This is a genomic window from Mesorhizobium sp. P2_A12 (genome assembly GCF_056405075.1).
In genome coordinates, this window is the sequence record NZ_JBFUCU010000020.1 from 64233 (window position 1) to 86490 (window position 22258).

At 61.5% G+C, this 22258-nt stretch carries 21 protein-coding genes and 1 pseudogene; 16 read left to right on the top strand and 6 right to left on the bottom strand.

What is annotated here, in order from left to right; translation table 11 throughout:
• Nucleotides 1-108 precede the first annotated feature (108 nt).
• The 10 genes from AC1DZU_RS29460 (at nucleotide 109) to AC1DZU_RS29505 (ending at nucleotide 8352) form a co-directional block, all read left to right on the top strand.
• The gene (locus AC1DZU_RS29460; protein ID WP_477290181.1) at nucleotides 109-321 is read left to right on the top strand and encodes a Flp family type IVb pilin; all 213 of its coding nucleotides are present in this window, start codon (nucleotides 109-111) and stop codon (nucleotides 319-321) included.
• Nucleotides 322-411: 90 nt separating this feature from the next.
• Nucleotides 412-1449: a Flp pilus assembly protein CpaB gene (gene cpaB, locus AC1DZU_RS29465; protein ID WP_477290183.1), complete on the top strand. Its 1038-nt coding sequence runs from the start codon at nucleotides 412-414 to the stop codon at nucleotides 1447-1449.
• 55 nt (nucleotides 1450-1504) lie between these two features.
• Nucleotides 1505-2950, top strand: a complete 1446-nt coding sequence (locus tag AC1DZU_RS29470; protein WP_477290185.1) for a type II and III secretion system protein family protein — start codon at nucleotides 1505-1507, stop codon at nucleotides 2948-2950.
• On the top strand, nucleotides 2937-3233 hold the full coding sequence (locus AC1DZU_RS29475; RefSeq protein ID WP_477290187.1) for a hypothetical protein: 297 nt from the start codon (nucleotides 2937-2939) through the stop codon (nucleotides 3231-3233). The genes AC1DZU_RS29470 and AC1DZU_RS29475 overlap by 14 nt, the downstream gene beginning before the upstream one ends.
• Nucleotides 3234-3309: 76 nt before the next feature.
• On the top strand, nucleotides 3310-4839 hold the full coding sequence (locus AC1DZU_RS29480) for a TadE/TadG family type IV pilus assembly protein (protein WP_477290189.1): 1530 nt from the start codon (nucleotides 3310-3312) through the stop codon (nucleotides 4837-4839).
• 5 nt (nucleotides 4840-4844) lie between these two features.
• Nucleotides 4845-5387 carry a TadE/TadG family type IV pilus assembly protein gene (locus AC1DZU_RS29485; protein ID WP_477290191.1) on the top strand — a complete coding sequence of 181 codons (543 nt, stop codon included), beginning with the start codon at nucleotides 4845-4847 and terminating at the stop codon, nucleotides 5385-5387.
• 2 nt (nucleotides 5388-5389) lie between these two features.
• Nucleotides 5390-6037 (top strand): TadE/TadG family type IV pilus assembly protein, encoded by a 648-nt coding sequence (locus tag AC1DZU_RS29490; RefSeq protein WP_477290193.1) that lies wholly within the window; start codon nucleotides 5390-5392, stop codon nucleotides 6035-6037.
• Nucleotides 6034-7197 carry a CpaE/TadZ family protein gene (locus AC1DZU_RS29495; RefSeq protein WP_477290195.1) on the top strand — a complete coding sequence of 388 codons (1164 nt, stop codon included), beginning with the start codon at nucleotides 6034-6036 and terminating at the stop codon, nucleotides 7195-7197. Before AC1DZU_RS29490 ends, AC1DZU_RS29495 begins: the two co-directional genes overlap by 4 nt.
• Nucleotides 7181-7771 (top strand): L,D-transpeptidase, encoded by a 591-nt coding sequence (locus tag AC1DZU_RS29500; RefSeq protein ID WP_477290197.1) that lies wholly within the window; start codon nucleotides 7181-7183, stop codon nucleotides 7769-7771. Before AC1DZU_RS29495 ends, AC1DZU_RS29500 begins: the two co-directional genes overlap by 17 nt.
• 20 nt (nucleotides 7772-7791) lie before the next feature.
• Complete coding sequence (locus AC1DZU_RS29505; protein ID WP_477290199.1) at nucleotides 7792-8352, top strand: hypothetical protein; 561 nt, start codon at nucleotides 7792-7794, stop codon at nucleotides 8350-8352.
• A 158-nt stretch (nucleotides 8353-8510) separates the two neighbouring features.
• Here AC1DZU_RS29505 and AC1DZU_RS29510 read toward each other — a convergent pair whose 3' ends face one another.
• Entirely contained in the window at nucleotides 8511-9047 is a 537-nt protein-coding gene (locus AC1DZU_RS29510; RefSeq protein WP_477290201.1) for a hypothetical protein, read from the bottom strand.
• 190 nt (nucleotides 9048-9237) lie between these two features.
• Nucleotides 9238-9633, bottom strand: coding sequence for a hypothetical protein (locus AC1DZU_RS29515; RefSeq protein WP_477290203.1), 396 nt, complete (start codon nucleotides 9631-9633; stop codon nucleotides 9238-9240).
• A gap of 285 nt (nucleotides 9634-9918) precedes the next feature.
• Here AC1DZU_RS29515 and nthA point away from each other — a divergent pair, with 285 nt between their 5' ends.
• Genes nthA through AC1DZU_RS29530 form a run of 3 tightly spaced genes read left to right on the top strand, consistent with a single transcriptional unit; the run spans nucleotide 9919 to nucleotide 11556 of the window.
• Nucleotides 9919-10566: a nitrile hydratase subunit alpha gene (gene nthA, locus AC1DZU_RS29520; RefSeq protein WP_477290205.1), complete on the top strand. Its 648-nt coding sequence runs from the start codon at nucleotides 9919-9921 to the stop codon at nucleotides 10564-10566.
• Nucleotides 10566-11204, top strand: a complete 639-nt coding sequence (locus AC1DZU_RS29525) for an SH3-like domain-containing protein (protein ID WP_477290207.1) — start codon at nucleotides 10566-10568, stop codon at nucleotides 11202-11204. The genes nthA and AC1DZU_RS29525 overlap by 1 nt, the downstream gene beginning before the upstream one ends.
• On the top strand, nucleotides 11191-11556 hold the full coding sequence (locus tag AC1DZU_RS29530; protein ID WP_477290209.1) for a hypothetical protein: 366 nt from the start codon (nucleotides 11191-11193) through the stop codon (nucleotides 11554-11556). Before AC1DZU_RS29525 ends, AC1DZU_RS29530 begins: the two co-directional genes overlap by 14 nt.
• Before the next feature lie 61 nt (nucleotides 11557-11617).
• On the opposite strand, the gene AC1DZU_RS29535 is transcribed toward AC1DZU_RS29530, so the two are convergent.
• A complete protein-coding gene (locus AC1DZU_RS29535; protein WP_477290211.1) occupies nucleotides 11618-12478 on the bottom strand; it encodes a DUF1194 domain-containing protein in 861 nt (286 codons plus the stop codon).
• 102 nt (nucleotides 12479-12580) lie between these two features.
• On the opposite strand from AC1DZU_RS29535, the gene AC1DZU_RS29540 reads away from it, so the two are divergent.
• Together AC1DZU_RS29540 and AC1DZU_RS29545 are read left to right on the top strand one after the other, a co-directional pair.
• Nucleotides 12581-17470 carry an nSTAND1 domain-containing NTPase gene (locus AC1DZU_RS29540; RefSeq protein WP_477290213.1) on the top strand — a complete coding sequence of 1630 codons (4890 nt, stop codon included), beginning with the start codon at nucleotides 12581-12583 and terminating at the stop codon, nucleotides 17468-17470.
• 303 nt (nucleotides 17471-17773) lie between these two features.
• Nucleotides 17774-19426, top strand: a complete 1653-nt coding sequence (locus tag AC1DZU_RS29545; protein WP_477290215.1) for an alpha/beta hydrolase — start codon at nucleotides 17774-17776, stop codon at nucleotides 19424-19426.
• A gap of 80 nt (nucleotides 19427-19506) precedes the next feature.
• On the opposite strand, the gene AC1DZU_RS29550 is transcribed toward AC1DZU_RS29545, so the two are convergent.
• Entirely contained in the window at nucleotides 19507-19812 is a 306-nt protein-coding gene (locus AC1DZU_RS29550) for a hypothetical protein (protein WP_477290217.1), read from the bottom strand.
• A gap of 106 nt (nucleotides 19813-19918) precedes the next feature.
• Nucleotides 19919-20092: pseudogene (locus tag AC1DZU_RS29555) on the bottom strand (GntP family permease); the annotation flags it as partial.
• Between the two features lie 203 nt (nucleotides 20093-20295).
• Between AC1DZU_RS29555 and AC1DZU_RS29560 the strand changes: the two are divergent.
• On the top strand, nucleotides 20296-21501 hold the full coding sequence (locus AC1DZU_RS29560; RefSeq protein ID WP_477290219.1) for a M14 family metallopeptidase: 1206 nt from the start codon (nucleotides 20296-20298) through the stop codon (nucleotides 21499-21501).
• Nucleotides 21502-21591: 90 nt separating this feature from the next.
• Here the strand turns inward: AC1DZU_RS29560 and AC1DZU_RS29565 are convergent, their stop codons facing one another.
• Complete coding sequence (locus AC1DZU_RS29565; protein WP_477290221.1) at nucleotides 21592-21891, bottom strand: hypothetical protein; 300 nt, start codon at nucleotides 21889-21891, stop codon at nucleotides 21592-21594.
• Nucleotides 21892-22258 lie beyond the last annotated feature (367 nt).

Below are 22258 nucleotides of genomic sequence, written 5' to 3' on the forward strand. Positions count from 1 at the left end.
ACTCTGCTTTTTAGCGGGACAAGGATTGAGATGACGGGGGATGCTCGGGTATGGATTTCATCCTTGGCTCGTCTCGTCGGGTTCAAACCTCCAAAGGGAGAAATTGGCATGAAGAAGCTCATGACGATGGCCCGGCAGTTCCGCGACGACGAAAACGGCGCTGCCATGGTCGAATATTCTATCCTGGTCGGCATCATCGCCGGCGCGGCAATCCTCATCATCGTCGGCATCGGCCTGTGGGTGAACGGTCGCTTCACCGGCCTCTGCACGGCGATGCAGGGCAGCGGTATCGGCACCTGCGGCGCGGGCGTCGGCAGCTAATCAAAATGCTTCAGGCCCGGATCTATCCGATCCGGGCCTGAATCCAGTCGCGGCGGGCGACTTCCCGCCCTTGGGTTTGGGGCTTGGGCTATGCGTGGCAACACAATCATCATGATCGTACTCGCCGGTGTGTTCGGCGTGCTTGCGGTGGTTCTCATCAATATCTGGCTGGCCAGCCAGCGCAGCGCGATGGCGAGCGCGGAGGGCGTCCAGGCCGATACGGTCGTCGTTGCCGCGGTGGGGCTGAAGTTCGGCGACACGCTGTCGGCCGACAAATTGCGTGAAGTCGCATGGCCTGCGGGCTCGGTCCCGGCCGGCGCCTTCAAGACGACCAAGGAACTCCTGACCGGCGACCCCAAACAGGCGCTGCAGGCGATCGGCGCCAACGAACCTGTCCTCGCCACCAAAATTACCGGTCCTGGCCAGCGCGCCACGCTATCGGCGGTGCTCGGCGAAGGTATGAAAGCCGTTTCCATCCGGGTCAACGACGTGCTCGGCGTTGCCGGATTTGTGTTCCCAGGCGACCGGGTTGACGTGCTGTTGACGCGCACCCTGCGCAATCCCGACGGCGTGGATCAGAGTTTTGTCGATGTACTTTTGCAGAGCGTGAAGGTGCTCGCCATCGACCAGGTCGCCGACGAAAGCAAGGAAAGCCCGACCGTGGTCAAAGCGGTGACGGTCGAAGTCAGCACCAAGGACGCACAGAAACTGACCCTGGCGGCTGGCGCGGGCCAGCTATCCCTGGCGCTTCGTCAGGCAGCGGCCAGCAAGGGCGAGACAAACGAACGCGTGACGCTTTCCGACCTGACCGGGGAAACGCCGGCTGACGTCGCCAAAAGGCAAGCCGAGCTGGACAAGCAGGCTGCAGACGACGCTGCTGCCGCGGCCGAACGTCAGCGCGCGGACGACAAGCTTGCGGGGTTGACCAAGGCAGTCGACCGAGTGGGGAGCAAGCTCGACGATCTGAGCAAGGTGAAGCCCGCTCCGGCTGTGGCTTCTGCGCCGCAGGTGAAAGAAGTTGTGAAGGAAGTGGTCAAATATGTGCAGCCGGAACCACCGGCGCGCGCGACAGTCGGTGTGTTTCGAGGTATAAAGCTCGAAACATATGATGTGCCGCGACAAAAGTAAGACCGGCATACTAGGATATCTGGAGTCCGAATCAGCCGGCGAGGGGGTAGTGTAGATGCGCGTATTCTGGGGATCACTGGCCGCCGCCGTTCTAGCCGGTTTCTGTACGTTGCTGTCGTTGAGCCTCGCGGCTCACGCCGCAGACCGCTTCATCGACGTGTCGAACCCCAGCGTCCACAAGATCTTCCTGCCGATGTCGCAATCGGTAACGATCCAAGTGAATGCCAATCTGGGTGACATCGTCGTCGGCGACGAGAAGATCGCCGATGCCCAGCCGATGACCGACCGCACACTCTATGTCATCGGCAAGGGCGCAGGCACCACCACGGTCAATCTCTTCTCCACGGACAAGCGCTCGCTCGGCGTCATCCAGATCGAGGTCGGCGTCGACGTCAGCGACATGGCGCAGGCGATCCGCCAGGTGGCGCCAAAGTCGCGCATCGAAGTCGGTTCGGTCAACGGCAGGGTCAGGCTTGGGGGGCACGTCAAGGACGGCGCCACGCTGGCGGCGATCATGGAAGTGGCGCAGCAATATGGCCCCGATGCCATCATCAACTCCGTCGTCGTCGACGACAGCCAGCAGGTCAATCTGGAAGTGCGCGTGCTGGAAGCCAAGCGTAACACCGGCCGCGACCTCGGCGTGTCGATCAAGAGCACCAACAGCAGAGGCACGACCCGTACGGGTACTGGTGTTGCTGCCGTCGACAAGGACAATATCGTGCTCGGGCCAGGCGAACTGCTCAGCGGCCTCCTGTCCAACTCCACTCCCTTCGGAGCCCTGATCACCCGCGTTATCGACAACAACATCAAGGTCGATCTGATCATCGAGGCGCTGGAGTCCAAGGGCGCGGTGCGCATGCTCGCGAACCCGAACCTAACCACGCTTTCGGGCGAGGAAGCCAGCTTCAACGCCGGCGGCGAAGTCCCTATCCGCACTCTCGACAAGGATGGCCAGATCTTCATCACGTACAAGCAATTCGGCGTCAATCTGGTGTTCACGCCAGTCGTACTCGACGACGGCAAGATCCACATGCGGCTGGCGCCGGAGGTTAGCGACCTGACCGGCTTCACCACCGCCGGCGATCCGATCTTCACCAACCGCAAGCTGGAAACCGTCGTCGAATTGCGCGACGGCCAGAGCTTCGCGCTCGGCGGCCTTCTGTCGAGCAAGACCACCAAGCTCCAGGACCAGGTGCCATGGCTCGGCCAGGTGCCGGTTATCGGAACGCTGTTTCGCAGTTCAAGCAACCAGAAGGAAGAAACCGAGCTGGTGGTCATCGTCACGCCGCATCTCGTGCGGCCGGTGAAGCCCGGCGAGCAACTGGCGACGCCGTTCGACAAGACGCGGCCGGCCAACGACCCGGAATTCTTCGTGCTGGGCCAGCTCGAGGTGAACAAGGACATGATCCGGAAATATGAATCAGGCGACGGCGTCACCGGCCCCTATGGCCACATGCTCGACTTCAAATCGAAGGACAAGATGATCTATGTCAAAAAATAGCCTCTTGATCCTCACCCTGTGCGCCAGCGCGCTGTCAGGCTGCGCCGCGGACTATCTGAACAACTACGATACGGTGACCTTGGCCGCCGGCGACACGCAGAAGTTCAACTCGCTGCTGCAGACGGTCGACACGCTCAACCCGGCTTCAAAGAACACGAAGATCGAAGGTGACGGCACGCGCGCTGCTATTGTTGGCGAGAACTACAGACATCCGCCGGCGCCGCCGGCGCCGCCGCCCATCACGGTCAATATCGGCAACTCGGGTGTGACGACGAACCAGTGAATTGAGCAGAAGGATGCGGTTTGAGTGCGCCAGGTAATAAGAGGGACCTGGCGTCAGGGGAGCGAAGAGTAAGGCCATGTTGCGAGTCATTCGCGCGTTCTGGCGGGATCAAAGGGGTATAGCCCTCGTTCTAGTGGCCATCATGTTGCCGGCGATCATCGGCTTTTCGGTGCTGGTGATCGATATGAGCCGGGCCAACAATCTGCAAAACGACATGCAAAAGGCCGCCGACGCATTTGCGCTGGCCGGAGCGGCAGAACTTGATGGCCTTCCCGGTTCATGGGCACGGTCAGAGCGCGCCATGGCAACCCTTGTCAACAATCAAAGCAATTTCTCGACCTCCGGCTATCGGGCTCCCCTGAGCTCCGGGCAACCGGGCGGCACGGCGCGATGCAACAGCGCTGGAAGCATTTCCTGGTGCTTCCTCAAGGCAATCCCCCCCACGGACGGCACTCAGATAACGACTGCCAACCAGGCGACTTATCTTGCCGATTCCACTCCTGCTATTGGCGAAGATGAGACCAAATACATACAGGTCAAGATTACGCCCCAAGGCTTCGGTACACTATTTCCAGCCTCGTTCCTGCCCGGCGGCACCAACAATTCGTGGGCCATCGGGTCAGTGGCGACTGCCGGGTTCACATCAGGCGTTTGCGATTACACGCCCGTTTTCATGTGCAATCCCTATGAGGATACAACCATCACCGGCGGCGTCACGCTGGAGCAGGCAGCGCAGACCAGGCAATACCGTCGCCGGCAGATCAAGTTGCGTGGTGACGGGTCTTACATGCCAGGTAACTTCGCTTTCCTGGCTTCGCCGTTCGGCAACGGCGCCAATCAGCTCGAAAAGATGCTCGCTGACTCCAAGCCGCAGAATTGCTATTCACGCGACGGCGTCGACACGGAGCCGGGACAGAACGCCGGACCTGTGGAGAATGGCATCAACTCGCGTTTCGGTATCGATTCGTCCAATTACTCCGACGGACCTGCCGTCAATGTGCGCAAGGGCGCCATAAACTGGGACAAGTTCGTCAAGAGCAACAAGGTCACCTACCAAACGGATCCCACAAAGGGCATCGGGCTTGAGCGCGACTCCTGCCAGATCGCCGGCAACTGCACCATGATGGGCGGCCGCATGGGCGCAGGCGACTGGAACTTCGCGCGCTACTGGGCAGCCAACCACCCCTTGCGTGTTGTGCCTGCGGCTCTATCTGGCACTGGCGCCAACCTCCCGACGCGGTATGAGGTCTATCGCTACGAACTCGATCCCGATGGAAATCCTCTAACCAATGACAGCATCGTCGGCGATGCCTCTGTCGGTGGAGAAAAAGGCACACCGCCGGCCGGAGCTGGTACCCCGATCTCGATTCCTGACCGCCGGTTGCTTTACGGCGCGGTCTTGGACTGCAAGGCGCTCCAGGCTTCCGGCTTGAAATTTACCGGCCGCTTGACGGGCATTCCGGTCAGGAGATTTGCCAGTTTCTTCATCACCGAACCGATCCACGACGGGAAAGATATCTTCGTCGAACTGGTCGACATCACCGGTAAGGGCGGCAACGGCACACTCGACAACTACCTGCGCGACGAAGCCCAGCTTTACCGGTGATGGCGATGATCAGCACTCTGTTCCGTCACCTCCAGAGATTTCGACGCGACCATCGCGGCACCGCAATTGTCGAGACGGCTCTGATACTACCGTTGATGGTGCCCCTGTCGGCGGGCGTTTTCGAATTCGGCAATCTGATCCACGACAAGCTGTTGATGGAGGCCGGACTTTCTGATGCCGCCCGTTACGGCGCGCGCTGCAACAGCCAGATGTACACCGACAACGGTCTTGCGGCGATCGATTGCGCCGACATCGCTACCAACATAGCGGTGTTCGGCAAATGGAACGCGAATCCAGCAACGGACCCTCCGCGCATCAATGGCTGGGCGAAAGCGAATGTGACGGTGACCATCGCCGCCCCCGCCTCCTGCATTGACGCCGTCAACGCTACTACGGGCGCCACAGATTACCGTTCTACCACGACAAAGGTCTGCAAGGTCAGAGTGGAGGGTACTTTTTCCTATAGCGGCATCGGCATGCTGTCGTTGCTGCGCATCGGTCCGATCACTTTGAACGCTTCTCATGAGGAGCGGTACATCCGGTTCTGATCATGATGAAGCGTTTCGCAAAATCGGAAGATGGGACAGCGATGGTGGAAATGGCCATCGTTTCGTCGCTGCTGTTTGCGCTGACGCTGGGCTTCGTCGATTTCGGCTACGCGCTCTACCAATGGAACGCCGCGACCAAGGCCGTCCAGATCGGCGCGCGGCTGGCATCCATCTCCGATCCGGTTGTAACCAATCTGGCGACTGCCGCGCCGATCGCGAATCCTGGCGCGCCGGTTGCCGCCGGCGCGTATGGACCTTTCGTCTGCACTTACACTGGAACCACAGGCGCCTGCAGCAATGGCGGCACGTTCAGCGCCGCCAATTTCAGCCGCATATTCCGGGGTGACACGGCTGTCACCAACGACAACGCCTGTCCGACAATCACCGGAGCCCAGTGGCTCACCATGCGGCGCGGCATGTGCCACTTCTTCCCCGGCCTGCGACGCGACAATGTTGTCATCACCTACGCTGCCACAGGCCTCGGCTACCAGACACGATTGGGCGGACCGGTGCCGACAATCACCGTCAACCTGAAGAACAGGACCTACCAGTTCTTCTTCCTGGGCGGACTGTACGGATTCGGAAGCATTCCAATGCCCTCCATGCTGAGCACGGTCACGGGCGAAGATCTGAAGAGCACCCCATCATGAATGCCATCAACACCAAGGTTACACCGACCAAGCGCAAGCAGGTGGCGCTGTTCTCGTCGGATCCGAACTTCAAGCGCGAGGTGGCGACGCGGCTCGAGGCGCTGGCGATCTACGATGTCAGGGTTTCCGAGACCGCCGACTTCCTCAAGGGGCCGCCCGCCGACACGCGTCCCGGCATCGTCATCCTCGACCTTGCCAATGGCGAGGTGCTCGGCCAGGCCGGCATCGTCGAGGCACGGTCCAAATGGGCAAGCGTGCCGCTGATCGCAGTTTCCGGCGAATTGACGTCGGAGCAGACGCGGGTGCTGGTGCGCATGAACGCGTCCGACTGGCTGCACAAGCCGCTCGATGCCAAGGAACTGCTCAACGCGGTGACCTTCCACGACACCGGCAACCAGGGAACGAAAAGCCGGATCATCACCTTCGTCAGCGCCAGCGGCGGCGCCGGCGCCACGACGCTGGCCTTGTCGGCGGCCGAACACCTGGCCTCGAAATCGGCCGAACGCGCGGCTTCCACTTGCCTGGTCGATCTCGATTTCCAAAGCGCCAATTGCGGCGCCTATCTCAACCTATTCAACCAGTTCGACCTCGCCGGCATCATCGGCCAGCCGGAACGGCTCGATGTCGAACTGATGGATGTCATCAAGCTGTCGCGCCCGTCCGGCCTCACCATGTATGCCTTCGAAAGGCCGCAACTGCCTTTCGAGCCGCATGGCAGCGATTTCGTGTTCCGGCTGCTGGACCTGGTCGCCTACCGTTTCGACGACATCGTCATCGATCTGCCGAACATCGAAACGCCCTGGCAGAACTCCGTGCTGTCGACGAGCGACGAGATCTTCATCGTCTTCGAACTCAACGTCGCTTCGCTGCGGCAAGGCAAGCGGCTCTACACGAAGATCCGCGAGCTGCGCGGCAATGCGGTCAACATCACGCTGGTCGCCAACAAGCACAAGCGCAAATGGTTCGGCAACCACTTCTCGCGCAGCGAGCTCGAGAAGATCTTCAAGGCGCCGCATATCAAGTCGGTCCCGCTGGACAATGCGCTGCTGACCGACGCCTTGAATCGTGCGATCCTGCCTTCCGAAGTCGATGGGCGGGCGCGCTTCAACAAGGACCTGAAGCGGATGTTCAAAGAGCGGCTCGATGACGCTGCACGCTAGCTACCGGATCGTCCAGGGGTTGGCCTACGCCAGCCTGCTGGGCGCGGCGTTGGCGCTATCCGTCCAGGACTTCGCCCAGGCGAGATCGAGCCTTTCGGATATGCCGCCGCTGCCGGCGATGGGCCCCAGCCTGCGCAAGACGGTTGCCTTCGCAACCACCGAGCAGCCAGGAACGATCATCATCCGCAAGAACGAGAAAGCGCTTTACCTGGTGACCCGCCAGGGCCAGGCGCTCCGCTACCAGATCAGCGTCGGACGCGACGGGTTTGGCTGGACCGGCGTCGTCAAGGTGGGGGCAAAGACCGAATGGCCGGAGTGGCGCCCGCCGCAGGAAATGCGGGCCCGCCAGCCGGAGCTGCCGAAAATGGTGCCCGCCGGGCCCTACAACCCCCTCGGCGCAAGGGCGCTCTACCTGCTTCGTGACGGTCGCGACACACTCTACCGGATACACGGCACCAATGATCCGTCTGGTGTCGGGTTCGACGGGACATCGGGATGTTTTCGGCTTACAAACACCGATGTGATCGATCTTTTCAAGCGCGTCGCGGTCGGCGCGAAGGTGGTGGTCCAATGACGATGCTCAGCGAACCGGACATGCCGGCGATCGATATCGGACAACAGGAGCAGCGCGAACAGGTCGTCGTCATCGAGAGACCCAGCAAGGCAAGGGCCATTGCCATTCTCGTCGCCAGCGGTGCCTTGGTGGTCACTGCGATCAACATGGCCGCCGCGATCTATCTCTATCGCGGCATGAGCGACCTGCGTTTCGTCGAAGCGCGGCTGGAGCAGCTCGGGGCGTTCGAGCAGCGGATCGCGGCACGGCTCGACACGGTCAACAACGGCTTCCAGAGCCGGTTCGAGAAACTGGACAGCCAACTGCAAGGCAGCTTCAACGAGATCAATAGCAACGTTGCCCAGCTGGCACTGACTAGGCCGATCGCCGGCGACGAGGCCACGCCGGGTGCGGTGGAGCCGCCGGAGATGACCACCAGCACGCTGGCGGAAGCGCCCGAAGCTCTCCAAGGCGAAAGCGCGAGCGAACCCAGTATCACGCCCAGGAAGAGGGCCGCGCCGGCGTCGCCCCCTCCCCCAAGCTCCAACTACCAGCGCATCCAGCAGCCTGACGGCAAGGTCTATTACAAGAGGATCAATTAGACCTCGTAGGGCATGGATTTTGGCAGGGCGCAGGTGGCGGGTGGCGCCCGCTCTAACGCTTTGTTCTGACGCGACTCCCCAAGGGAAAGCGCTACGCGCTTTTCCCGGGAAACCGTTTCACACTTTTCCTGGAATTGCCGTAGAGATCGCGGAATTGATTAGAGATCGCGCTGCAGGGCCATGATGCGGGTGGTCCGGGCTTCGGACCGCGCCCGCGCTTCGGCGAGGAAGACGATGTGGCAGTACGCACAGGCCGCGGTGCCCAGAAGCAGCACAAGGCTGTTCTTCAAGGTGAAATCCATCGCCAGCGAGAACGGAAGACCGCCGGGCGAGGTGAACGCAGCGATCGTGCTCGCCGTTTCGGAATGGCTGCCGACCGCGATCATCAGCCCGGCGAAGAGCAGGGCGACGTGGTTGGTGAGAAAGAAGAAAGCCGACCTTCGGGTCTGGCACGCCATCCAGCAGACGATCGATGCGGCGGCGAGGACGGCGGCGTCGACGGCCATCGAGCCACCCAGATAGACATCGACCTGCTGCCAAAGCATCGTCGACAAAGGGCGCAGTTCAAGCCATATCCACCACGCGGTGGGGCTGGCTGGATAGGCTCCGAGCAGGAAGGCTGCCATGCGTTCCCCAGCCAGGATCGCAAGAATGAGAAACGGGAAGGCAAAAAGCAGAAGCGGCTTGCGTTTCATGTTCCCTCGCCAATCTGCCCCTGAAGATAGACCGCGAAGATTGCGCAAGGCTTAACGCCTTTCGCCGCCACGAAGCGCCGGCCCGCAGCGAGGGGCCGCCCGATCTAGGGGAAGCTCGGCTCGGGCGGAACCACCCGAGGCGAAACAGGCGCCAGGGCTGGACGGCGGCAGTCGCGGGCCTGGCAATCGATCAAAGATTGAAGACGTGCGAAGCCGTCAGCCCGGCGAGGAGCACACCCGCAAGGAGCGCGACGATCGAGGCGAGGAACCAGCGCAGCGTGACCTGATAAACCGGCTCGTCATCGTCTCGTGGGAGCAAAGACCGCCACAGCGCAACGAACTGAAGGACGATGGCCAGTGCCAGCAGCAGCGTCGCCAGGATCGAGGCAAACGTCCATCCGCCCTCGACTTCGAAATTCCAGTACCGCAGGAAAAGAAGCGAAAATCCGAGCAGCACGGTGATCGCGGAGATGACACCTTGTCGGTAGCCAGCGGGCAAGGGAACTCTGCGCTCAAAACCTGTTTCCTGCTGGCGATCGATCTGGCGATCGGGATCGTCATCCTGGTGCTTGGGCTGGTCGGTCATGCGGTTCACAATATCGCCGGCGTCGGCATCGTCAAATGGTGACGATTTTCAAGGTATCGCGCGCCGTAGACGATGCGATCTTGGCCGGGCGCATCGCCGCTTGCGGGGCTCAAAGCTGCAAGACATCGGCTTCGACCTCCAAGCTGACGTAAGGTCAGAAATTGAATGACTCGAGTGCACTGCTCCAATAGTCTGGTCCTTGATGGTCGGCAAGGAGTTAGCCACGCAACCCTTAAGGGCCCCCGGGCGCGGTCGAAGCAAGGATGATACTCAGGGAGATCAGCTGTGAGTTCATACGATTCCGACAAGGTTGCCAAACTTCATCGGGAATTGCACAGCCATCTTCCGCCTGAACCGGCGCTTCGCCTGAAAGCACTGGAGACGGTTCTGGTCGAGAAAGGCTTTCTGGCGGCCGACGCCGTGGACAAGTGGCTCGACGACTACTCGGAAAACGTAGGTCCGATGAATGGAGCCAAGGTCATCGCGCGGGCGTGGACTGATCCCAAGTTCGCCGAACGCCTGGCGAAACATGCGGCCGAGGCGTTTTCGGAAATCGTCCCAAGCGTCAGGAAGGATTACCCCCTTGTCGCAGTGTTCAACACGCCGGAGATCCACAACGTTGTCGTCTGTACCTTGTGTTCCTGCTATCCGGTTGGAATCTTGGGAATGTCTCCATCTTGGTACAAGTCGACCGAGTACCGGGCACGAGTGGTCCGCGATCCGCGTGGCGTTCTCGCCGAATTCGGAACCGACCTGCCGGACAAGGTTCAGGTCACGGTGTGGGACTCGACTTCAGACCGTCGGTACATGGTGGTCCCGGAGCGTCCGAAGGGGACGGACGGCTGGACCGAAGAGGACCTCGCCGGCCTCGTGACGCGCAATGCAATGATCGGGACGATGAGGGACCTGTCGCCAAAGCGGCAGGTGGGGTGATGGATACCGTACACGACCTCGGCGGCAGGCAAGGGTTCAGGCCGATCCCGAACGTCGCAGAAGATGACTCGCCTCTGTTTTCCGATGAATGGAAGGCGCGCACATGGGCGATCGCCATGATGTCGATGAAAAAGCTGACGACGGATCGCACGGGCTGGACGCTCGATTGGTATCGCCACGTCTTGGAAAGGCTTCCCCCGGACGCCTACCTCGGCCTCGACTATTTTGAGAAGTGGATTCTGGCCATGATGGTCACGTCTGTGGATGAAGGCGTCGCGGGCGTTCAGGAGTTCTTCGACGGCAGGGCCTCAAGTCGAACCTTCGAATACGAGGCGCCCAGGCCTGCGGTCGAGGTCTCGCCCTCAGGGGCAAGGTTCAAGGCCGGCGACAAGATTGTGGCACGGCGCGACGTCGCCACAATGCACACGCGGCTGGCTGGGTATGTCCGCGGCCGACCCGGGGTTGTCGACAGCGTGAACGGACCACAGCCTTTGCCCGACGAGAAAGCTGTCGGCACGATACGGCGCGAGCACACATACGTCGTGCGGTTTCGCATGTCGGATCTTTGGCCTGAAGCCGGCGACAGCGCAGACAGCCTGCGGATCGACATGTGGGACAGCTATCTTGAGCCGGCCTGAGATCGCCCGTCGCGCGCGGCGCCATCGCGATGGCGAACCTGTCTTCTCCGAGCAATGGCACGCTCAGGTCATTGCGCTGGTCGAACTGCTCATCACCGACGGAAAGATCGAAGCCGCGGATTGGTCTCAGACCTTGGGCGCCGAGCTTGATCGACGGGCGACCGATCCAGCCATGGACCCCGACGCGATCTATTACGGGGCCTTTCTCAGCGCTCTGGAGCAGATACTGGACAGGAGCCAGTTCGCCCTACGGGCCGAGGTGGACAGACGCCAACAGGATTGGCGAAACGCCTACCTGACTACACCGCATGGCAAGCCAGTGGCCCTGGGTCAGCAAGCAACTTCAATTTGACTGTAGGCAGCGGTGCGCGTTGCTGCCACCCTTTACAACGCGGCCACCCAATCGCCTATCGCTACCGGCCCGGCACCTGAGCGATCCCATTGCAATCGACCGTGCGGTCTGAACGCACGGTGTAGCTGGCGTGGATCACCTGACCCATGTTCATGGAGATTTCACGCACCAGCTTTCGACGGACTGCAATGGCGAACATAGCGGTCTCGGTGACGCCGATTGTAAATGCGTCTGGCCCGCCAATGACGCAGCGCTCGAAATAGGATTGGAGGTTGGAGCGGTCGTACATCGCAAACCCGTCGGCCCCGCCAATGCGGGGCATTGCGATAGGCAGCCCGTTGATTGTCACGCCTTCCGCAAAAAGAACCTGCCGGATGGGGTCAAGGAGCGCTCCGGCATTGTTGGGTCCGTCGCCGGATACGTCAACAACCCTGCGCGGGCTGCGCAAGCCACTCTTCGCGAACTGATCATTCGCGGCCGACAATGCGCCGGAAATCGACGTTCCGCGGCCTTCAGTCAACGGCAGCGCCGCGAGCCTGTCTGCCAAAGTCAGAGTGTCGTCGAGGCTTTCGACAATTGTCCAAGGCATAATGACTGTTTGCTGACGTGGCCCCGCCCACTCCAGATAGAGCACGGCGATCCTGCCCCGCTCTCCCGACTTGATTGCCCTCGCGATGTCTGCGTGGCGGAAAGCATCGACGTAGCCGTCGCGTTGCACTCTTTGCTCAACCTTGCTCATCGATGGCGAGACGTCCACGGCAAGGATCAATTGCAGATCGACTTCGGTCAGGTCGTCCGCGCGACGGTCGGTTGAGTGAGCCTGTGACGCCATCGCGAAGAACAGACTGAGCAGGCAGAGGCTCGTGAGCCGTGGCACCGGTCTTGCACCCGCAGATCGAGCAATCCGCACCAAGTAGTCCATGGCGAGCCTCCCGCTGAGAATGCAATTGTCGGTCCGAGGCGTCTCTTTGGTCACGAATGGCTTCCGATCATTCGCCGAAATCTGCGCTCCCCGCCGGTCTGGATGGCGATGACTCTTCGCAGTGCGAACCGTGCTAAGATCGAAGAATTGGACTGCGGCTTCGTGCGTGAGGGAACCGGCTTGAATAGCTCGCCGCCCACGACGTTCGTACTCAACGGCATTACCGCCGATCTGAGCAGCGAGACCTTGCGCGACAAGTCCAACAGGACAATCGCACTTCGCCACCAGACCTTCGCGGTGCTTCGTCACCTTCTGGAGAACGCTGATCGCGTCATCACCAAGGACGACCTGATGAAGGCAGTCTGGAACGGCATAGCCGTGACCGACGACAGCCTGGTGCAATGCATTCACGAGATCCGTGCGGCGCTCAACGACGGTCGGCAGGCCGTCGTGCAGACAGTGCCGAGGCGCGGTTATAGGCTGGTCCTTCCCTCAAATGCTGGACCGAGAATGGCCACCGTCCTGGCAGCCCAAGTGGCCGCTGGGGGCCAGCCGACAGGCAAGGATAAGCGGATCTCCGCTGCAACTTTCCGGGCATACAGGCAGATCATCGATCGGCTGCTGGTTCAACATGCAGGCGGTGTGTTCTGGAGCACCGAAGAGAGTGTGGTCGCCGAGTTTACCGGCCCTGTCGAGGCGATGCGGTGTGCGGGCGAGATTCAGCACGAGGTCGATAGGCGGAACTGCGAAATTCCCGAGACAAAGCGGCTGCGTTTCCGCATCGGTGTCCACCTGGGTTATGTCGTCGCCGAGGGCGACCACCTCGCGGGCGAGGCCGTCGAGGTCGCCGCTCATCTGCAAACATTGTCACGACCGGGCGGGATTTGCGTCACGGAAGCGGTCCAGGCCCAGGCTCGAGACCGGCTCTCGCTGGAATTCATCGATCTCGGCGAGCACAAGCTGAAGGACGTAGCACGTGCCTTGCGCGTCTACCGGGTACCCCTTGCTTCGGAAGAACCGGTCAGGTCGCCATTTCGCGGTCTCGATGCCTTCGAATTCGAAGATGCCGATCTCTTCTTCGGCCGAGCGCGGGCGATTGCTGCCTGCACTGCAAGACTGGAGCGGCAGGCAGCTAGCGGCACGGCATTCCTTCTCATTTACGGAATGAGCGGTTGCGGCAAGTCTTCCCTCCTGCGCGCTGGCCTGCTGCCATCATTGACCCGGGCTGGAGCCGTGGCGGGCATATCTTTGTGGCGTCGCTGCCTGATCCGCCTCTCCGAAGGACCGGATGCATTCGCCGTGTTGGCTGTGGCACTGCTTAGCGAAGCTGCTCTGCCGGAGCTGTCTCGCGAAGTAACAGCCGCGGAGTTTGCTCTGCTCTGCAGGAGCGCGCCGGATCGGGCGATGGCGATGGTCCGACAGGCACTTGGCAAGGCCGCCGGGTCGGCCCGCACGCAGATCAGATTGCTTGTCGCCATCGATCAGTTGGAGGAGCTGTTCACGACAGAGAGGCAGCCGGCGACGCGCGAGGCCCTTGTGCGGCTCATGGCGGTGCTGGCCGCGAGCGGACTGGTCTGGGTGATCGCGGCGATCCGTTCGGACTTTTTTCACCGCTGCGGAGAGGTCCAGGGTTTCTCGGCGCTTAAGGACGGCCTCTCCAGCTACGAACTCCTGCCGCCGACTGGCCCAGAGATCGGGCAGATCATCCGCGAACCGGCGGGCGTTGCCGGGATCCGCTTTGAGGAGAGTGCAGAGTTGGGGCGGCTCGACGATGTCCTGCAGGAGGCAGCAGCTGCCGATCCCGGATCATTGCCGCTTCTCGAGTTTGTGCTCGACGCGTTGTACGAGGCCGGCCGCGAGCGCCGAGTTCTCACCTTTGCGCATTATCGCGCGCTCGGCGGGCTCGAAGGCGCAATCGCGCGCCGAGCCGATGAAGTTGTGGACTTGCTGGCGCCCAACATCCAGGAGGCCTTACCCGCAGTGCTGCGCGCCCTCACCACAGCAAGTCCAAGTGATGAAACGGTGACGGCACGTCCGGCCCTGCTAACCGAAATTGCGGGCACTCCCGCGCGATCGGCTCTCGTCAGGGCCCTGATCGACGCACGGCTCCTCGTCAGCGATGAGGACGCCGGGGGGCATGTCTTCGTCCGCGTCGCACATGAAGCACTGTTGAGCCGTTGGCCGCGCGCCGGTGACATTGTGAATGCAAACCGGGACTTCCTCGAGACGCGCGAACGCCTCAGGGCCGACACCCACCGATGGCACCTGGAGAGCAGGAATCGAGAGCTTCTCCTTCCGTCCGGCAAACGTCTCGCGGAGGGCGAAGAGCTGATGCTGTCAAGACGGGAGGAGGTCGACGATGACGTACTTGAATACATCGAGGCGTCCTTGCGTGCCCATCGGCAGAAAGAGGAGAAGGACCGGCACACAGAGCTGGCGCTGATCGAGGCCGCAGAAGAGGCAAAACGCGAGCGCCTTGAGCGCGAGGCCGAGCGCCGGAGCCTCGCGGCTGCCGCAGCAAACCGGCTTGCCCGCCGTACGCGCAATGCAGCGATTGTGGCGATAATGCTCGCCCTCGTGGCGGGCGCAGGTGCACTGGTCGCCTTCAGGGCGCAGGAGGAAGCAAGGTCGCAACGCGACCTGGCGCTGCGCAACCAGTCTCTTTCGCTCGCTTTTCTTTCGCAGCAGTCCACGGCGACAGGCAACACCGAGGCTGCGATCCTGTTGGCGCTCGAAGCACTGCCCTCGAAAGACCAGTCCGAGCGGCCCTATCTCTTTGAAGCGGAGGCAGCCCTCTTCAAGGCCCTGCTGGCGCACCACCAGATCAAAATCTTCCGGCATGGCGCCGGCGTCGCGGATGCCGCGTTCAATCCGAGCGGCGATCACATCGTCACTGCATCCTACGATAAAACTGCAGGCGTCTGGGACATCTCCAGCGGTGCCGAAACTGCGGTTCTAAAAGGTCATGGAGGGGCCGTGGAGAGGGCTGAATTCAGCCCGCACGGGAGCCGTATCCTGACGGCCGCGAGGGACGGCACTGCACGCGTCTGGAACGCCATCTCGGGAGAACAGCTCTTCATCCTGCAGCCGGTAGGCAATTATCCAACCGCAATCTTCAGCCCGAATGGCAACCAGGTGCTGACGGCGGGGGAGAACAGCGATGCAGTGCTCTGGGACGCTCGGACCGGGAGAAAAGTCGTGAGTGTAAGAAGCGACGGATATGCACGGGCTGGCTTCAGTCCGGACGGTCACAGCTTCGCGACGGCACGCAAGCACTTTGTTTCGATCTGGAATACCGCGGATGGCGCACTGACGCGGTCAATCCGGGTGAACTCCCGGCCCTACAGCCTGGCGTTCAGCCCGGACGGGGGCCGGTTGCTGGCTGGCGCATGCGGCCCGCTTTCATACGGCGGCACTTCCAGCCTTTTAGATTTGTCGAAAGGAACGGAGATCGCGAAGCTGGACGGCCACAAGAGCGACACGCAATTGAACGGCGTGATTTTCAGTCACGGGGGTCAGCGGATCGCCACGGTATCACTCGATGGCGCTGCCCGGATTTGGGATGGAGCGTTGGGAACGTTGCATGACCTGCTCGGCCAGGAGGTTTCGGGTTTGAAGCTCGCCGATATCGGTGCGGATGAACGCGATGAAGAGATGAACGGTGCTTTCAGCCCGGACGATCGCTTCCTGGCAACCGCTTCCGTCAATGGGCCGGTCCGCATCTGGGACGTTGAACGCGCCTCGTTGGTCACGACGATCGCCGGTCATGAATCTTTGGTCGAGCATCTGGAATTCAGCCCGGTCGACAGCAACATTCTTCTCACGGCTTCGCACGATGGCACAGCTCGGCTGTGGGACGTCGACGGCGCACTGACGACCACGCTCTCTCATGAATATCGGCCGACTTTCGCGGTCTTCAGTCCAGACAATATCCACCTGCTGACCGGTGGCGGCGACAGCGCGGCGCATCTCTGGGATGTCGTGAGCGGCCGCGAGATCATCCGGCTCGATACACATGAGATCGTTCAACGCGCGACGTTCAGTCCCGATGGAAGGCGCGTCGCGACGGCCTCTCTTGGGGGCCAGGTCCGAATTTGGGAGGTTGCCAGGGGATTCGAGACCGCCCAGTTCCGAGCACATGGCGGACTGATCCAGATCCAGTTTGGTCGCGATGGCAAATCGCTTGTTTCCGCATCGATCGACGGTACTGCCCAGCTGTGGGATGTGGCGACCGGTACCGAGCTGGCCGTCATCAATACAAGCAGCAAGCTGCCGCAGGCCATTCTTAGCCCCGACGGACGTCTGGTCTTCGCGGCCAGGGAAGACAATGCGGGCCACCTCCTGAAGGCGGGCGGAGCTGAGCTTAAGGCCCTTGTGGGGCACCGGGACCGCATCACGGCAGCGGCCTTCAACCCAGACGGTCAACTGGTCGCCACGGGCTCACTCGACCATACGGCCCGAATTTGGTCGACAGCGGACGGAGCAAACGTCGTAAAGCTAGAAGGACACACCGGCGAGGTGACGGTGGTCTCCTTCAGCCCCGACGGTCAGTCGCTGATGACGGCCTCAGGCGATGGAACCGTCCGGATCTGGAGCGTCTCGGGCGGACGGGAAATGGCCGTTCTTAGGGGCCACGGCGGCGCGGTGGGCAGCGCCCAGTTCAGTCCCAGCGGTTTGTATGTCGTGACCGCGTCGTCCGAAGATCGCACGGTCCGGCTATGGGCGACGCAATCGGGGCGCCAGATTGCCGTCCTTGCCAGCCAGGACGAAGCGACCGTTCGACCGGGCCTCACACGCGCAGCTTTCAGTTCGGACGGCACCCAGATCGCAATTGTTTCCGGCCAGGAAAGGGTCCGCATCGTTCGCGTCTTCCAGACACCCAAGGACCTCATTGACTTCGCCCGGCGCACCGTTCCTCGCGAACTCACCCCTTGCGAGCGGCGAAGCTTCTTCCTTCCTGAAGACCCTGCAATTGGTACTTGTCCGGGCTGAGGTCGACAATGGAGTCAGATTTTGCCGCCTGAGCCGGCTGCTGGAACGGGCAACTTGACGCCGCATCTCGACTGTAGAGGCCAGCTTTGCCGCTTCCTGAAAGCTGACGTCGCAGGCGACTACGCTGGCGGTCGTGGCGTCGGCGCGAAAGGTCGACGCTCAACCGAGTACATGTTGCGACTTGCCGGACGAGGCAACCGGATATTTCAGCAGCTGCGTCCTTCTATTAAACGCGAGAGCGAGCCATGATGCCTCTCGTATTCATCCGAGACAATCCATCCCAAAGGGAAGCGAAACGGCCGTATGCGCAGCTGGGTGACAAGGTTCTGGCGCTCGCTTTCCGCCGGCGGCCTCGTTTTGGGCACGCTGTTCTTCGTCGCCTCGCTTACTCCGACGCTCATTCCCCGCACCTACCTGACCCAAGGCGTGCTGTCCGGGGCATGTTTCGCCGTCGGATACGGCATTGGAGTCGCCTGGCGATGGCTATGGACCTATATGGAACTGCCGGAACCGCGTGAGCGGCTTCTGCTCTCTCTCAAGATTGCTGTCGCGGCCGCTTCCGCCGTCATCGCCATACTGTTTCTGTGGTGGGCGGCGGAATGGCAGAACTCGATCCGTCGACTGATGCAGCTCGAACCCGTGACGAGCGCGCATCCGGTTGAGGTCTGTTTCATCGCGATCGCTACGTTCCTCGTGGTCATCGCGCTTGCCAGGCTCTTCAAAGGTATCTCCCGCTGGTTTTCAGAAAGGTCGGGCCGCTTCGTCCCACGCAGGGTTTCGAAGGTGATCGGTTTCGCAGTCGCAATACTGTTGTTCTGGACGATGGCAAACGGCGTGCTCTTCCGCTACGCGCTGCACTTGGCCGATTCGTCCTTCGCGGCAGTTGACGCCCTCATCGAGCCGGACCGGCCGCAACCTGAATCTCCGCTCAAGACCGGCAGCTCGGCTTCCCTCGTCCGCTGGGAAGAACTTGGAAGAGCAGGACGCGAATTCATCGCGACAGGACCAACCGCCGCCGAGATACGTGCGTTCACGCACGCCGATGCGCTCGAACCTATCCGGGTCTATGTCGGGCTCGGTGCCGCCGACACGGCGGAGGAAAGGGCGCAAATCGCCCTCGATGAATTGAAACGCGTCGGCGCCTTCGAACGCTCCGTACTCGTCGTCATCACGCCCACCGGCACCGGCTGGATCGATCCCTCTGCGATGGATACGGTCGAGTATCTCCACCACGGCGACGTGGCGAGCGTGGCCCAGCAGTACTCCTACCTGTCGAGCCCGCTAGCGCTGCTGCTCGAGCCGGAATACGGCTCAGAGGCCGCAAATGCTTTGTTTGCCGCAGTCTATGGATACTGGACGACGCTCCCGCACGAGAGTCGGCCGAAACTCTATCTGCATGGCCTGAGCTTGGGAGCGATGAATTCCGAGAGATCGATGGAGCTTTTCGAGATGCTTGGTGACCCTGTCCAGGGGGCTCTGTGGAGCGGTCCGCCGTTCAAGAGCAGAATCTGGCGCAGCGTGACAGAGCATCGCAATGCCGGGTCACCGGCCTGGCTGCCGCAATTCCGGGACGGGTCCTTTGTCCGTTTCATGAACCAGAACGGCGACCCCGGTCCGAGGGACGCGCCCTGGGGTCCGCTGCGCATCGTCTACCTCCAGTATGCGAGCGATCCACTGACGTTCTTCGCCTATAGCGATTTCTATCGCCGTCCGGCCTGGATGAATGCGCCGCGCGGCCCGGACGTCTCGCCGGAGCTGCGGTGGTACCCCGTCGTATCGATGCTGCAGCTCGCCCTCGACATGGCCGTGTCGACCAACTCGCCGATGGGCTACGGACATGTTTTTGCGCCCGAACACTACGTCAATGCGTGGCTCGCCGTGACTGACCCGCAAGGGTGGTCGGCCGTCCAGATAGCGCAACTGAAGCAACATCTTGCCGCGCGCGCCAGGAAGTGATCGCTGCTTGCGACGGGCGCCTCATGCGATTGTTTCGCCGGTTCGAACGGCCGGCCGCGGTGGCCGGACCCGCGACGAGGTCACCGCCTGATGCGGTGCAGATCTACGACACGGCCATTGCGCGCGTTCAACCCGATTTCAAACAGTCCGGTGGCGCGGCGTGCCCGATAGGTGAAAAGGCGCCCGCGGCAATCCACTCGCCGGACGTCCCAAAAACCACGGCTGCGCAGCAGTCTCTCGCCCTCTCGGCATGTGATCGCCCGGCCATTGTTGAGGCTGGTGCCGATATTGATGTTGATCGTGACGGCATGGGCGGGCGCCGGCAGAGCCAGAGGCACGACAAGACTGAGAACGAGACCCAGGCAAGCAAACAAGCGACGAGGCATGGAACTCTCCGTGACGTTGCTTTGGTTTCCGTAGAATCAGTTCCTCGAAAAGCGTATTGTCAAGGGACTAGCTTCTAGCAGGCCCCGGGTCTGGATGATCTTCGTCTCAAAAGGAGCCAAACGCGACCACCAACACCAGGGGACCGACGACGCTGACCATGACGATGTCGAGATAGCTCGCCTTGTGCGTTGTGCCGCACGCGGCAAGCAACGACACCACGGCGCCATTGTGCGGCAGGCTGTCGAGCGTGCCCGAGCTGGTCACCGCCACGCGGTGCACGCGCGGGATCAAGCCCGGAAAGGCGCAGAACTCCTCCCTTTGCCGACATGGGTTCCGCGTAGTTCCGACAAACCGGACAAATTGTGTGATACCCAACCCGGACAACTCCTGTACTTACGGCACAGAAATCATGACAGCTTGCGTGTTCGGCGGCATACCAGTATTTTGAAGTCGCGGGGGATTTTCTGCAAAAAGGCCCCATCATGTCGGACAAATCTGTAAAGGGCATTGATCGACGCGATCTTATAATGGCATCCATTGCAACGGTCGGCGCCGCGGCCGCCTTGGCGGCCAACGCCGGCGCCGCGAACGCCGAGGACTCGGCGACTTCCTCGTCCGCTCCGGCAGTGGGTGCGCCATCGGCGACGATTTATGTCGGCGATGTGATCCAGGGGAAGAAAGTCGTCAGCACGCTCGACGTCAACGACCTGGAACCCGGCAAGAAGCACCTTCTGTATTTCCAGGGCGTGGAGATGCCCACCGGACAGCACTGGTATGTGTCGGTGACCGTCGCCAAGGGGGCAAAGCCGGGCAAGCGCGGCGTGTTGGTCAGTGGCGTGCATGGCGACGAGATGAGTTCCGTGTATACGATCCAGACCGTGATGAGCCAGCTCGACCCAGCGCAGATGTCGGGCACCGTGATGGCGGTCACGGACGTGTCCCGCCCGGCCATCGAAGGCATGCAGCGCAGATGGCCCAATTTCGGCAGGGGCACTGACTTGATCGATATGAATCGGGAATGGCCCGGGAACGAGAACGGTGTCACCGCGGCCAGCCGGCACGCAGGGCTCCTGTTCAACCGGCTGCTCCGGCCGAACGCCGACTTCGCGATCGATTTCCATACCGGGACAACCGGATTCGATGTCGCGGCCTTCAACATTGGCGGCATGGATGTGCCCGAGATCAAGGCAATGCTGGAGCTTTACCCGGTCGGCCAGATCTTCGACAATCATGTGTATCCCAGTGTCCTACACAACGCGTTCATCGACGCGGGCATTCCGTCCTTTTGTCCGGAGATCGGCGCTGCACGTGTCCTGGACCTCGAGATGATCTCCCTGTTCGTGGAAGGCACGATGAACGTCCTCAAGCATCACGGCATCGTTGCCGGCCCGATGGGACGTACGGGCAAGGACGTGGACGTCTTTGTCGGCAACAGTGCGTTCCCGATCCTGGCTACCGCCGGCGGGCTCGTCGAGCATCTGGTGAAGCTCAACGACAAGGTCGAAGCCGGACAGAAGGTGGCCATACAGCGCGATAGCTTCGGCGAAGTGGTTGCGGAGTACGCAAGCGGCGTGGCTGGAGAGATATCGGGCCTGCGCAGCGATGCAATGTCCGAGCCCGGCAATCCCTTGGTATTTATCCTTTTCAACAAGCCAGGGCCGGAGGACGTTGGGGGCTACCCCGAGTGAGTTCACCAGTGCGAGCGAACCTTTCGGATCATCGCTTGAGAACGACCGCTGCGCATAGTTGATCCCCAAACGAGCGTGCAGCGGCGATGTTCAGCGCTGTAAGCTCTTGAGATTCCCGATGAACGGTACGATGTGCAGCTCAAGGTGCGAGCGATAGCTGTCTACCGTGGTGCGCTTCCGACCGGCTGCCTCGATGCTGGCTATCCAGAACAAGGTGCGGATCGGGGAGATCACGCCGAAGGTGAAGAAGGGGCGCTGACCGTCAACAAATGCAGCACGCCTCGGCCATCTCCTTACATCGTGATCGAGACATACGACAACAGGTAAAGGATCGCCATGATCGCCGTCGCGAGTATGACCCACAAGCCCAAGCTGCTCATGCTTCCTCACTTCCCCTAGGTGAGGATTGCGCCAGTCGAGCGCAAACGCAACCCGCCCTGGGTGCGTTGTCCACTCCTTTCTTTTGGACCACTAGCTCTAGCGGCGCGGCTCCGCCCAGCGGAGCACAAATTGGCTGGTGCTTTTCTGAAATGCCGGTGCTGCTGCCGAAGGGATAGGGAAACGCTGGCCGCTTCCGACCCGCATTGCCAAGTGCGCCGAAGCTGGACCTAGACTAAGGGTTAGTTGCAATCCGCCGCGAGCATCCCGACCTTAGAGGGCGGACCTACCCGTCCGAGAGAATTTGCTGGAGCTTTGCGCCGCGTACATGGGTAGAGATCATGAGAATCATAGCTCGCACCGCCACCGTGATTGCATC

Coding starts and splice junctions, on each gene's coding strand:
- AC1DZU_RS29460 (WP_477290181.1), top strand. CDS start 109: ATGAAGAAGCTCATGACGATGGCCCGGCAGTTCCGCGACGACGAAAAC.
- cpaB (WP_477290183.1), top strand. CDS start 412: ATGCGTGGCAACACAATCATCATGATCGTACTCGCCGGTGTGTTCGGC.
- AC1DZU_RS29470 (WP_477290185.1), top strand. CDS start 1,505: ATGCGCGTATTCTGGGGATCACTGGCCGCCGCCGTTCTAGCCGGTTTC.
- AC1DZU_RS29475 (WP_477290187.1), top strand. CDS start 2,937: ATGTCAAAAAATAGCCTCTTGATCCTCACCCTGTGCGCCAGCGCGCTG.
- AC1DZU_RS29480 (WP_477290189.1), top strand. CDS start 3,310: ATGTTGCGAGTCATTCGCGCGTTCTGGCGGGATCAAAGGGGTATAGCC.
- AC1DZU_RS29485 (WP_477290191.1), top strand. CDS start 4,845: ATGATCAGCACTCTGTTCCGTCACCTCCAGAGATTTCGACGCGACCAT.
- AC1DZU_RS29490 (WP_477290193.1), top strand. CDS start 5,390: ATGATGAAGCGTTTCGCAAAATCGGAAGATGGGACAGCGATGGTGGAA.
- AC1DZU_RS29495 (WP_477290195.1), top strand. CDS start 6,034: ATGAATGCCATCAACACCAAGGTTACACCGACCAAGCGCAAGCAGGTG.
- AC1DZU_RS29500 (WP_477290197.1), top strand. CDS start 7,181: ATGACGCTGCACGCTAGCTACCGGATCGTCCAGGGGTTGGCCTACGCC.
- AC1DZU_RS29505 (WP_477290199.1), top strand. CDS start 7,792: ATGCCGGCGATCGATATCGGACAACAGGAGCAGCGCGAACAGGTCGTC.
- AC1DZU_RS29510 (WP_477290201.1), bottom strand. CDS start 9,047: ATGAAACGCAAGCCGCTTCTGCTTTTTGCCTTCCCGTTTCTCATTCTT.
- AC1DZU_RS29515 (WP_477290203.1), bottom strand. CDS start 9,633: ATGACCGACCAGCCCAAGCACCAGGATGACGATCCCGATCGCCAGATC.
- AC1DZU_RS29525 (WP_477290207.1), top strand. CDS start 10,566: ATGGATACCGTACACGACCTCGGCGGCAGGCAAGGGTTCAGGCCGATC.
- AC1DZU_RS29535 (WP_477290211.1), bottom strand. CDS start 12,478: ATGGACTACTTGGTGCGGATTGCTCGATCTGCGGGTGCAAGACCGGTG.
- AC1DZU_RS29540 (WP_477290213.1), top strand. CDS start 12,581: ATGGCGATGACTCTTCGCAGTGCGAACCGTGCTAAGATCGAAGAATTG.
- AC1DZU_RS29545 (WP_477290215.1), top strand. CDS start 17,774: ATGCGCAGCTGGGTGACAAGGTTCTGGCGCTCGCTTTCCGCCGGCGGC.
- AC1DZU_RS29550 (WP_477290217.1), bottom strand. CDS start 19,812: ATGCCTCGTCGCTTGTTTGCTTGCCTGGGTCTCGTTCTCAGTCTTGTC.
- AC1DZU_RS29560 (WP_477290219.1), top strand. CDS start 20,296: ATGTCGGACAAATCTGTAAAGGGCATTGATCGACGCGATCTTATAATG.